The 11,918-nt window shown below is 64.7% G+C and carries 10 protein-coding genes and 1 pseudogene; 7 read left to right on the top strand and 4 right to left on the bottom strand.

Features of this window, described 5'->3' with window-relative positions; genetic code table 11:
- Nucleotide 1 precedes the first annotated feature (1 nt).
- From ACE3TQ_RS19385 to greB, 4 genes are all read right to left on the bottom strand, one after another.
- Nucleotides 2-685 carry an ABC transporter ATP-binding protein gene (locus ACE3TQ_RS19385; protein ID WP_374584024.1) on the bottom strand — a complete coding sequence of 228 codons (684 nt, stop codon included), beginning with the start codon at nucleotides 683-685 and terminating at the stop codon, nucleotides 2-4.
- Nucleotides 682-1,896, bottom strand: coding sequence for an efflux RND transporter periplasmic adaptor subunit (locus tag ACE3TQ_RS19380; RefSeq protein ID WP_374584022.1), 1,215 nt, complete (start codon nucleotides 1,894-1,896; stop codon nucleotides 682-684). The genes ACE3TQ_RS19385 and ACE3TQ_RS19380 overlap by 4 nt, the downstream gene beginning before the upstream one ends.
- 9 nt (nucleotides 1,897-1,905) lie before the next feature.
- Nucleotides 1,906-2,586: a YIP1 family protein gene (locus ACE3TQ_RS19375; RefSeq protein ID WP_374584020.1), complete on the bottom strand. Its 681-nt coding sequence runs from the start codon at nucleotides 2,584-2,586 to the stop codon at nucleotides 1,906-1,908.
- A gap of 72 nt (nucleotides 2,587-2,658) precedes the next feature.
- Nucleotides 2,659-3,222 (bottom strand): transcription elongation factor GreB, encoded by a 564-nt coding sequence (gene greB / locus ACE3TQ_RS19370; RefSeq protein ID WP_374584017.1) that lies wholly within the window; start codon nucleotides 3,220-3,222, stop codon nucleotides 2,659-2,661.
- A gap of 18 nt (nucleotides 3,223-3,240) precedes the next feature.
- Between greB and ACE3TQ_RS19365 the strand changes: the two genes are divergently transcribed.
- From ACE3TQ_RS19365 to ACE3TQ_RS19335, 7 genes and pseudogenes are all read left to right on the top strand, one after another.
- Nucleotides 3,241-4,320 (top strand): histidine kinase, encoded by a 1,080-nt coding sequence (locus ACE3TQ_RS19365; protein WP_374584015.1) that lies wholly within the window; start codon nucleotides 3,241-3,243, stop codon nucleotides 4,318-4,320.
- Nucleotides 4,313-4,960 carry a response regulator gene (locus tag ACE3TQ_RS19360; RefSeq protein ID WP_374584013.1) on the top strand — a complete coding sequence of 216 codons (648 nt, stop codon included), beginning with the start codon at nucleotides 4,313-4,315 and terminating at the stop codon, nucleotides 4,958-4,960. Before ACE3TQ_RS19365 ends, ACE3TQ_RS19360 begins: the two co-directional genes overlap by 8 nt.
- A gap of 112 nt (nucleotides 4,961-5,072) precedes the next feature.
- Entirely contained in the window at nucleotides 5,073-6,650 is a 1,578-nt protein-coding gene (locus tag ACE3TQ_RS19355; RefSeq protein ID WP_374584011.1) for a GGDEF domain-containing protein, read from the top strand.
- A 365-nt stretch (nucleotides 6,651-7,015) separates the two neighbouring features.
- Nucleotides 7,016-8,503 carry a flagellin gene (locus ACE3TQ_RS19350; protein ID WP_374584009.1) on the top strand — a complete coding sequence of 496 codons (1,488 nt, stop codon included), beginning with the start codon at nucleotides 7,016-7,018 and terminating at the stop codon, nucleotides 8,501-8,503.
- Between the two features lie 74 nt (nucleotides 8,504-8,577).
- Entirely contained in the window at nucleotides 8,578-8,952 is a 375-nt protein-coding gene (locus tag ACE3TQ_RS19345) for a flagellar protein FlaG (RefSeq protein ID WP_374584007.1), read from the top strand.
- A gap of 183 nt (nucleotides 8,953-9,135) precedes the next feature.
- On the top strand, nucleotides 9,136-11,787 hold the full coding sequence (gene fliD, locus ACE3TQ_RS19340; protein ID WP_374584005.1) for a flagellar filament capping protein FliD: 2,652 nt from the start codon (nucleotides 9,136-9,138) through the stop codon (nucleotides 11,785-11,787).
- A 22-nt stretch (nucleotides 11,788-11,809) separates the two neighbouring features.
- Nucleotides 11,810-11,918, top strand: a pseudogene (locus ACE3TQ_RS19335) (flagellar export chaperone FliS); the annotation flags it as partial.

Genomic DNA, 11,918 nt, shown 5'->3' with positions numbered 1-11,918 from the left:
CTTAGCCCCCGTTCACCAGCTGGTCCGACAGCACACGCCCATCCTGCAGGCGCACGATGCGCTGGCACTGCTCGGCGATGTCCGGCTCGTGCGTCACCATCACCACCGTCTGGCCGTTGCGGTGCACGTCCTTGATCAGCGCCATGATCTCGCGCGTGGTGGCCGAGTCCAGGTTGCCGGTCGGTTCGTCGGCCAGCAGGATCGACGGCTTGCCCACCAGCGCGCGCGCGATCGCCACGCGCTGCCGCTGCCCGCCCGACAGTTCATTGGGGCGGTGGTGCATGCGCGAACCCAGGCCCACGTGTTCCAGCGCCTCGCGTGCCATGCGCTTGCGTTCGGCCGGCGGGATGCCGCGGTAGATCAGCGGCTGCGCCACATTGTCCAGCGCCGTATGGCGCGGCAGCAGGTGGAAGCTCTGGAAGATGAAGCCGATTTCCTCGTTGCGCACCTGGGCCAGGTCGTCGCTCTGCATGGTGGCCACATCCTTCCCGTTCAGGAAGTAGGTGCCGCCGCTGGGCCGGTCCAGGCAGCCGACGATATTCATCATGGTCGACTTGCCGGAACCGGAGGCGCCGATGAAGGCCACCAGCTCGTTGCGCTCGATGTGCAGGTCGACGCCTTGCAGCGCATGCACGGTCTGGTCGCCCATCTGGTACTGCTTGGTAATGCCCTTCAGCGTGATCACGGCTTGCTTCCGGCTGCGACCTTGAGCGGCTTATCGTCCGCGGCCTTCGGTTTCACGGCGGTGCCTTCGCGCAGCTCGCGCAGGGTGCGCGCCGGGCCGACGGCAACCGTCTCGCCCAGCGCCAGGCCCTTGGTGATTTCCTGGTTGCTGTCGTCGGACAGGCCCAGTTCCACCGTGCGCTTTTTGGCCACGCCGTCGACAATCGCGTACACGTAGTTGGTGCGCTTGCCCTTGCCTTCCGCCGCCTCGCTCAGCTGCACCGCCTGCAGCGGCACCACCGGGCGCGGCGCGCCGTCGCCGGTCACGATCTCGGCGCGGCAGGTCATGCCGGCGCGCAGCGCCAGCTGGTGGTCGGCCAGCTTGACCTTGACCACGTAGCTGCGGCCCTGGCTGGCCTGGCCCAGCGCCTGCGGCTTGGGCGCCAGCGAGACCGACTCCACGCTGCCGGTCAGCGGGCGCTCGGCGTAGGCGGACGGGAAAATCTTCGCTTTCAGTCCCGGCACAACCTGGGCGATATCGCCCTCGTCCACGTTCACTTCCGCGATCATGGAACTCAGGTCGGCGATGGTCATCAGGCTGGAGCCGGCGATGCCGGTGGCGCTGGCCACGGCCGTTTCGCCGGCCTTGATCGGTACTGCGGTGGCGGTGCCGGAGATCGGCGCCTTCACCTCGGTCTTGGCCAGGCGCTCCTGCGCCAGCGCCAGCATGGCCATCGCCTGCTGGCGGCTTTCGCGCGCGCTGCGCAGGGCCACCTGCGCCAGGTCGACCGCCAGCTTGGCTTCGTCCAGGCGCGACACGTCGATGAATTTTGCGGCCGCCAGCTGGCGTGCGCGTTCCAGCTTGCGCTGCTGGTTATCCAGGTCGATCTGGGCGCGCTCCACGCTGACTGCCGCATTGCGCACGGCAGCTTCCTGCTGCGCCACGTCGGCCTTGTAGGTGCTCGGGTCGAGGCGCAGCACCACCTGGCCTTTCTCGATCCTGTCGCCTTCCTTGACCAGCACTTCGGAAACTTTGCCGATCACTTCGGGCGACAGTTGCACCTCCTGGCGGAACACCAGGTTGCCGGAAGCCAGTACCGCCGGATGGATAGCTTTGTTCTCCACCTTGGCCAGTTCGGCCTCGACCTTGTTGGGCGACTTGGTGAATTTGATGGCGACCGGCACGCCGATCATGGCCGCGACCACGGCGGCGGCAATCAGTTTGCGTTTCATGGCGCCGCCTTAGTTCTTGACCAGGATCCAGGCCGCCCAGCAGCCGTAAATCACCACCAGCGGCAGCGCGGAAATGATGGCGCAGGTCGAGGTGCTCTTGCCGGTCCAGGCGCGCAGGCCGATGGTGCACAGGGCGATGAACCACAGGTCGGTCAGCTTCATGGTGGAAGCCAGGCTGAACCATGGAGTGTTCGGCGCCGCGTTGACGAACAGGTAATTGATCGACAGCATTTCCGCGTTTTCCAGCGCCAGCTGGCCTTTGCTGGTGGCGATCTGCAGCGCCATCAGCGGCACGCTGATCAGGCCAGGCAGCGAGGCCCAGGCGGCCAGTGCGAAACCGGACTTGAAGCTCAGTTCCATGCTGGCCAGCTTGCCCGCCAGCCAGAAGTAAAAGCCGTACAGGGCAAACACCGCCAGGGTGCCGAGCACCACGCCGGCAATGCCCATGCCCATCATCACGCCGCGCGACATGGCCTTGGCGGCCGCTTCGCGCTGTTCGGCCGGCATGTCGGCCGGGAAGCTCTTGTTCATCATCCAGTCCATGTCGACCGACTGGAAATACCAGACCATGATGCTGATCGTCGCCACGTACAGCAGCAGCAAGGGCAGCCAGGCCCGTGGGCGTTCCTTCAAGGCGGCGAAGGCTGCCGAAGGTTCATAGAAGACTTGGGTCAGTTGAGCGAAAGCCATGGCACACCTTGCTAAAAAAGTAATTGAAAGTTGATTATAACAACTTAGCAAGGTTGCGCAAAAACATCTTTTTCAGCTTGTTGGGGCCGGGTAGCTGACCTCCAGGATGTCGAGTTCCTCTGCCCCGCTGGGGGTGTGCAGCAGCACGGTGTCGCCCTCGCGCGCCTTGGTCAGGGTGCGGGCCACCGGGCTGATCCAGCTGACCTTGCCCTTCAATGGGTCGAACTCGTCGATGCCGACGATGGTGATGGTGTGCTCTTCGCCGTCGCGCTTGGCGTAGGTCACCGTGGCGCCGAAGAAGATCTGGTCGTTGCCGTGGTGGATGCTGGGGTCCACCACTTCCGCCAGGTCCAGGCGCTTGGTCAGGAAGCGGATGCGGCGGTCGATCTCGCGCAGGCGGCGCTTGCCGTAGATATAGTCGCCGTTCTCGGAACGGTCGCCGTTGGAGGCGGCCCAGTGCACCACCTTCACCACTTCCGGCCGCTCGACATCGATCAGCTGCAGCAGCTCGTCCTTGATGCGCTGGTAGCCGGCCGGCGTGATGTAATTCTTGGAGCCGGGCGGGATCGGCGGCGCGCCAGGCGGCAGGTCGTCGTCATCCTCGGCGTCGCTCTCTTTTACGAATGCTTTGTTCATACCGTATTATTGCACGTCATGAACCACGCCCCGACCAGCCTGGTGTCCCATACACCGGCCCTTGTCTACCAGTTCCAGCTGGCGCCCGGCGGCGCCGTCGCCTTCCCCTACCTGAGCGAGGGCTGCCTGGCCCTGCTCGGCCTGCCCGGCCCCGAGCTGCAGGCCGCGCCGGCGCGCTTCGAGCAGCTGATCCTGCCGGAAGACCGCCCGTCCTACCTGGAGTCGATGCGCGCCTCGGCCAGCTCACTGTGGAGCTGGAACTGGGAGGGCCGCATCTGGGTCGAAGCCTGGAAGGACGTGAAGTGGATCAACCTGCGCGCCACCCCGCGCCAGTTGCCGGACGGCGCCGTGCAGTGGGACGGCATCATGTCCAACATCACGGAAAGCAAGCAAGAGCAGCAGGAAGTGCGCGCCAGCCGGGCCCGCCTGGCCGAGCTGACGGCGCACATCGAGCGCGTCAAGGAACAGGAGCGCGAACGCATTTCGCGCGAAATCCACGACGACCTGGGCGGCAACCTGACCGCCATCAAGATGGCGCTGGCCATGCTGGTGGCGCGCCTGCCGGACGGCGACCCGCTGCTGCAGCAGAAGGCCGCCTACGTCGATTCGCTGGTCGACCGCACCATCGACGCCGTGCACCGCCTGACGCTGGACTTGCGCCCGTCGGTGCTCGACTTCGGCCTGCTGCCGGCGCTCGAGTGGCAGGTCAAGGAATTCGAAGCCCAGGCCGGCATCGCCTGCACCCTGCAGGCCAGCATGAAGGAGCTGGAACTGGACCCGGAGCAGGCCACTGCCCTGTTCCGCATCGCGCAGGAAGCGCTGACCAATATCGCCAAGCACGCCCACGCCAGCGTGGTGACGATCAAGCTGACGCGCAGCCGCGGCGTGCTGACCCTGAAAATCAGCGACAACGGGCGCGGCATCCAGGCCGCCGACCGCGCCAAACCCGACTCCTTCGGCCTGCGCGGCATGGCCGAGCGTGCGCGCGCCCTGGGCGGCACCCTTAACCTGGGTCATGCCGCCGGCGGTGGCACCGAGGTGGCGATCAAAATCAAGCTCCCGGCGCCCGCGCCAGAAGTTACAATTGGCCATGAGTGAAAAAGCTGTCATCAAAGTCTTTATCGCCGACGACCACGCCATCGTGCGCGAGGGCCTGAAGCAAATCCTGGCGGAAACCCGGGACATCATCGTTGCCGGGGAAGCGGAAAACGGCCTCGACGCGGTCAAGCTGTTCCGCAAGTCCGGCTGCCACGTCATGCTGCTCGACATCTCCCTGCCCGACCGCAACGGCATCGAGGTGCTGAAGCAGGTCAAGAAAGACAAGCCCGAGCTGGCCGTGCTCATGCTGTCCATGCATCGCGAAGACCAGTACGCCATCCGTTCGCTCAAGGCGGGCGCATCGGGCTACCTGACCAAGCAAAGCGCGCCAAAAGAGTTAGTCAATGCAATCCGCCAGTGCGCGGCGGGTTTAAAATACGTGAGTCCGGCATTGGCGCAGGAACTGGCCAACCATGTCGGCGAGGACCACCAGGCGGCGCCGCACGAGGCGTTGTCGGACCGGGAGTACCAGACCCTGACCATGATTGCCTCCGGCAAAACGGTGGGCACCATCGCCAAGGAACTGTCGCTGTCGGTCAAGACCGTGAGCGAGTACCGCGCCCGCCTGCTGGCCAAGATGAACCTGAAGAACAGCGCCGAACTGACGCATTACGCCATCAAGAACCAGCTGATCGACTAGAAATGATGCTATGAAGTAAGCACATTTCCTCCCGTTTATCGTCGCTTCGGCGAACTCGACAGTGGCTTAAGATGCTGGCAATCGGTAAACCTTTGTAAAGGCTGTACGTCAGATGTCTAGCAAACCCACCAATCCAGCCGCGGCGGACATGAATCCGGCTGATATCGCACGCGAGGCCTTCCGCCGCCTTGCTGTACGACGTGTGGCCCCGACGCCCGACGCGTATCGCGACATCTACAATGAAATTGCCGGCATCGTCGCCGTGCCGCCGGCGCCCGCGGTGCCGGAGAATCCGGCCGAAACCATGCTGGCCCAGTTCGCCGCCCGCCTGACCGACCAGCCGGGCGACCTGGCCGACTTTGGCCGCCGCTTCAACCGCGCCGTCAAGGCGCGCGACTGGGATACCTATGCCCGCACCCTGGCGGCGCTGGCCGAGCGCCCGCTGGTCAAGGTCGGCGCCGGCGGCCTGGTGCCGGACGAAAACAATGAACAGGCGCGCCAGCTGCGCGAGCTGCTGAGCCGTACCCTGACCTTCGCCGTGGCTTCCCTGCTGACCGGCGCGCCGGCCCTGGTGGCCGAAGCCGAATCGCTGGGCGCTGCCACCAAGGAAGCGCACACCGAGGCCGCGCTGGCCGAGATCGGCACCCGCCTCAAGCAGCTGTGCTACCAGATCGAAATCCGCAGCGGCGACACCGCCGAGCAGCAGGAACTCTTGCTGCGCCTGTTCCGCCTGCTGCTGGAAAACGTCAGCGAGCTGCTGGACGACGATTCCTGGCTGCGCGGCCAGATCGACGCCGTGCAGGACCTGATCGCCGGCCCGCTCGACCAGCGCGCGCTGGAGGAAGCCACGCGCAGCCTGAAGGATGTGATTTACAAGCAAAGCCAGCTCAAGCACTCGATCACCGACGTCAAGGCCACCGTCAAGAACATGATGATGACCTTCATCGACCGCCTGGGCGCCGTCGCCACCTCGACCGGCGACTTCCACGAGAAGATTGGGGGATATTCCGACAAGATCCGGGCCGCCCGCGATATCGGCGAGCTGAACCAGATCCTCGACGAAGTGCTGAAGGAAACCCGCCTGGTGCAGAACGAGGCCCTGAAGGCGCGCGACAATATGATGGTGGCGCGCCAGGAAGTGCAGGATGCCGAGGCGCGCATCCACGCGCTGGAAGCCAAGCTGCAGCACTTGAGCGAACTGGTGCGCGAGGACCAGCTGACCGGCTCGCTCAACCGGCGCGGTCTGGACGATGTGTTCGAGCGCGAAACGGCACGGGCCGACCGCCGCGGCACCCCGCTCTGCATCGCCGTGCTGGACCTGGACGATTTTAAGAAGCTCAACGACACCCTGGGCCATATCGCCGGCGACAACGCGCTCAAGCACCTGGTGAAAGTGGTGAAGGAAACCCTGCGCTCAATGGACGTGATCGCCCGCTTCGGCGGCGAGGAATTCCTGATCCTGCTGCCGGAAACCACCATCCAGGCCGCCGAAGCGACCATGACCCGCCTGCAGCGCGAGCTGACGCGCCATTTCTTCATGCACGAGAACGAGAAAGTGCTGATCACCTTCTCGGCCGGCGTCGCCCTGCGCCGCCCCAACGAAAACCAGACCGACCTGGTGAAACGCGCCGACGAGGCCATGTACAAGGCCAAGAAATCCGGCAAAAACCGCGTTGTTGTTGCCGAATAGACAACTACACCCGCGCGCCAGCCCGCCCTCCGGCGGGCTTTTTTTTTATCCGGGGAAGCGGAACACCAGGGGCCGCCCCCCCTCCCCCCGGTCCGGCCCCTGGCGCCCCACTTCCCCGGAGCTTATCCAGCCCTGAAAAATATTTTTTTTGGGCCTAAAGTTCAGCAAAAGCGCGCCGTTTTAGCGAACGCTCCGGACGCAACTTGAGGGGTAATACAGGGCGATTTACCTGCTAAATCACCCTAAAGGTTCCCACAGGGCAACCGTTACCCAATTCAACAGCGGCTTGATCGTCACAGAACAGCGTGGCGGGCCAAAGTGAATGAGCAAATTGCCCAACCAAGCAGTACAAATGGAGAAATACCATGGCTTCCGTAATCAACACTAACATCGCCTCCCTGAACTCGCAGCGCAACCTGACCGCATCCCAGGGCAGCCTGTCCACTTCCCTGCAACGTCTGTCTTCCGGTCTGCGTATTAACAGCGCGAAAGACGATGCGGCAGGCCTGGCGATTTCCGATCGTATGTCCTCGCAGATCCGCGGCATGTCGCAGGCAATGCGTAACGCCAACGACGGCGTTTCCCTGGCCCAGACCGCTGAAGGCGCCCTGTCGTCGTCCGGCGAAATCCTGCAGCGTATCCGCGAACTGGCAGTGCAGTCGTCCAACGCCACCAACTCCGCTTCGGACCGTCAGGCCCTGCAGACTGAAGTTGGCCAGCTGGCTTCCGAACTGAACCGTATCGCCCAGACCACCACCTTCAACGGCCAGGCTCTGCTGGACGGCACCATGGGTACCGCGACCTTCCAGGTCGGTGCCGATGCCAACCAGACCATCCAGACCAACGGTGCGAACTTCCTGACCAACACCTACGGCGACAACCGTATCGAGAATGACCAGGTAGCGGTGCTGAACACTGCCGGCGGCTCCAACGCGGCAGCCAGCACCTTCGACGTGGCCGGCGTGCGCGGCAAGGCAACCATCACCACCGCCACCACCGACACCGCCAAGTCGCTGGCCGCTGCCGTCAACAAGCAGACCGCCAACACCGGCGTGACCGCCACGGCCAAGACCGATGCCAACATCACCGTGGGCGCCGGCGAGTCCTACACCCTGGAACTGGAAGGCGACAACGCCGGCAGCCCAGTGACCATCTCGTTCTCGATGGGTTCGTCCACCTCCGTCGCTGCTGACTTCGCTGCTGGCATCAACGCCATCAACGCCCAGTCGGCCAAGACCGGCGTGACCGCCCAGTTCGACGAGACCAACGGCGGCATCAAGCTGAGCCACGCAACCGGCGCCGACATCAAGATCACCAACCGTGCCACCACCCCGAACACCACCCTGGGCGTATCGACCTACACCCTGGCTGGCGGTCTGACCGCGTCGGCCAGCCCGCTGAACGGTGGCGATGCATCGGTGGCCAACGGCCGCGTGACCTTCGACTCGGAAAGCTCGTTCTCCGTGACCGACGCTGGCTCCGGCTTCGGCCTGGGCGCCACCGGCGCAGGTACCGGCGCGCAAGCGTCGACCCTGAAGGCCGTGTCGACCCTGGACGTGACCACCTTCGACAATGCCCAGCTGGCAATCAAGATTGCTGACGCGGCACTGGCTTCGGTGAACAACCAGCGCGCAGCCTTCGGTGCTCTGCAGTCCCGCTTCTCGTCGACCATCTCGAACCTGAGCGCGACCACCGAGAACCTGTCGGCATCCCGTTCCCGTATCGTCGACACCGACTTCGCCGCAGAAACCGCGAGCCTGACCCGCGCGCAGATCCTGCAGCAGGCTGGTACCGCGATGCTGGCCCAGGCGAACTCGCTGCCAAACGGCGTGCTGAGCCTGCTGCGCGGTTAATCGCCGGATAGCGTGTAAAAAGCAATTCCCCGCTCCGGTCAGCCGGACCGGGGAATTTCCCGTAGGAGGTCTGTATGACTATCGATTCGATTACTGCTACTGCGCCACGGCCCGACCGTGGCAGCGTGGGTGCGGAGCCGGCCGCCGCCCCGGTGGCAGGCCGCAGCCCCGCCGCTGCGGTGGAAACCGTCGATGCGGTCAAGGCCAAGGAGGCCGCCCCTTCCAAGAAAGACGTGGAAGAAGCGGTCGCCAAGCTGAACCAGTCGGTGCAAAGCCGGGCGCAGAGCCTGGAGTTCTCCATCGACAATGACAGCAACCGCACTATCGTCAAGGTGATCGACCAGAGCACCAAGGAAGTCCTGCGACAGATTCCTACCCCGGAAGCTTTGCAGATCGCCAAGTCCATCGACGCCCGCAGCGGCGGCCTCCTGGTCGACCAGGAAGCCTGAGCCCTGCGCCAGCAGTCCCGAGCCCGGCATGCCAAGCGGCATCCCGGGCTTTTTTGCGCTATGCTGGAACCATTGGCCCAGCAAGGGTGCTTGTCACCGGAACAAGCCCGGAAATCCCCCTCTCAAGTCACGTTTGATTTTGCCGATAAGCACTTATAGTGACGCTTTCTATGGAGTACCTCTGTGGCTATTAACTCTCCCACCATGTCATCGCCGGGTATCGGTTCTGGTTTGCAGGTCGACCAGATCGTGGCGAAGCTGATGGCTGCCGAGGCAGCCCCCTTGCAAGCCTATGAGCGCAAGACCGCCTCCTACCAGGCCCAGGTCAGCGCGCTGGGCGCCCTGAGCGGCGCGGTGGGCGTGTTCCAGAGCGCCCTGGGCAGCCTCACCAAGATCGACGCCTTCCGCAGCCTGAGCGCGGCCTCCGGCGACGAGAAGATCTTCACCGCCAGCGCCGGCGCCAAGGCTTCGCCTGGCAACTACAACATCAACGTGACGCAGCTGGCGCAGGCCCAGACCCTGACCAGCAACGGCCTGGCCAGCAAGACCTCGGCCATTGGCCTGGGCGGCAAGACCACCCTGTTCTTCCAGTTCGGCACCAGCACCAATGTCGGCTACGGCATTGCCGGCGGCGGCCTGCCAAGCAGCATGCACGCGAGCGGCATTGCCGACGGCTCGCTGACCATCAACGGCACGGCCATCAGCACTTCGGCCGACACCAATAGCGCCGCCACCCTGGCCGCCGCCATCAACGCCAAGACCGGCGCCACCGGCGTCACCGCCACCGCCGTCAATGTCTTCAGCACGTTCGGCAATGTGGCCACCGGCGCCGACGGCAGCTATTCGCTGACCGTGGGCGGCATCGAGATTGCCGCCCAGGGCGCCAGCACCAATGTGGGCGACGGCGTGACCACCGCCAAGATCGATACCGCCCTCGCCTCCGGCCCGGTGCGCGACGCGCTGGACGCGGCCGGCATCACCTTCAGCGGCACGGCGGCGGCCGGCACCCTGGAATTCCGCAGCGCCACCGGCGGCAGCATCGCCCTTGAGGAAGTGGTGGGCGGCACCGTCACCGGCGGCCTGGAAACGGCGGCCGGCACGGCCAACGATGGCTCGACCTATACCTCGGCCACCAGCGTGCGCCTGACCTCGGCCAACAACACCGACATCACGATCGGCGGCAGCAATCCGGCCGCGGCCGGCCTGAGCGCGGGCACCAGCGGCGGCAACCTGGCGGGCAGCTTCAAGTACGATTCCTCGCCGCTGACCGGCGTCACCATCGACGGCAGCAACAACACGCTGGAAGGCATCCGCGACGCCATCAACAAGGCAAATATCGGCGTCAACGCCAGCATCATCAACGACGGCAGCGGCACGCCGTTCCGCCTGGTGCTGAGCTCGACCAAGACCGGCGAAAAGTCGTCGATGAAGATCACCCTGCAGGGCGATGGCGGCAACCCGGCCGACGCCGCCCTCAGCAACCTGCTGTCCTATGATCCGGCCGGCACCACGCGCAATATGAAGCAGAGCGCGGCGGCGCAGGACACCAAGGCCACCGTCAACGGTATCGCCGTCACCAGCGCCGGCACCTCGATCAGCGAGGCGATCCAGGGCGTGACGCTGAACGTGCTCAAGGTCGGCAACACCTCGCTCAACATCAGCAAGGACACCAGCACGCTGAAGACCAACCTGACCAACTTCGTCAAGGCATACAACGACCTCGACAAGGCGATCAAGGATATGACCGGCTACAACGCCGAAACCAAGAAGGCGGGCGCGCTGCAAGGCGACTTCACCGCCCAGACCGTGCAATCGCAGCTGCGCAAGATGATGGGCGCGCCGATCACCGGTCTGTCCGGCACCCTGACCAACCTGGGCCAGGTCGGCATCAGCTTCGACAAGACCGGCGCGCTGACCCTTGACACCGCCAAGATGACCAAGGCGATCGACGAGAACTTCAACGACATCGCCGGCCTGTTCGCCGCCGTCGGCAGTTCCAGCGACAGCAATATGAGCTTTGTCAGCTCGACCAATGCCACCAAGCCCGGCACGTATGCCGTGTCGGTGACGCAATTGGCGGAACAGGGGTCCATCACCTCGGTCGGCGTGCCGGGCGCCACCACCATCGCCGACGGCACCAAATGGAAGGTGACCCTGAACGACGGCACCCCGAGCAGCGCCAAGAACACGATCAACATCGACATCCCGGCCGGCACCTACACCCCGGCCGAGCTGGCGCGCGTGCTGCAAGGCGCCATCAACGGCAATTCCGGCTTCGCCTCGGCGGGCTCGAGCGTGAGCGCCAGCATCGATGCCAACGGCAAGCTGGTGCTGGCCTCCAGCAAGTATGGCTCGGTCTCCAACATCAAGCTGGCCGATGCCGGCGGCACCACGGTCAACAGCATCTTCGGCGGCGCCACGCCGGTGGCCGGCAAAGATGTGGCCGGCACCATCAACGGCCTGCCGGTCACCGGCAGCGGCCAGTTCATGACCGGCCAGCCCGGCTCCGGCATCGAAGGGCTGAAGATCGAGATCACCGGCGGCGCGATTGGCGACCGCGGCACCATCTCCTTCTCGCAAGGCTATGCCTACCAGCTCAACAACCTGGCCACCAGCTTCCTCGGCGCCAAGGGCTTGATCGGCAGCCGCACCGAAGGCTTGAACAAGAACATCAAGGACATCGCCAAGCAGAAAGACGCGTTCAACACCAAGCTGGAAGGCGTGGAAGCGCGCTACCGTGCGCAATTCTCGCGCCTGGACACCGTGCTGGCGCAGATGCAATCGACACAGGCATATTTGACGCAGCAATTGGCCTCCCTCGCGGCCAACCGCTGATCAAGAGTACAGAGGAGAGATTATGTTTGGAACCAACTCACGCGGCGTGAACGCCTATGCCAAAGTCGGCCTGGAAACCGGCGTCAGCGCCGCCTCGCCGCACAAGCTGATCGTGATGCTCTACGATGGCG

Origin of the sequence: Pseudoduganella sp. (assembly GCF_041914865.1) — a bacterium.
Classification (GTDB): domain Bacteria; phylum Pseudomonadota; class Gammaproteobacteria; order Burkholderiales; family Burkholderiaceae_D; genus Rugamonas.
Note: the sequence above shows the minus strand (reverse complement) of the source record. Positions and strands in the feature narration are given on the sequence as shown.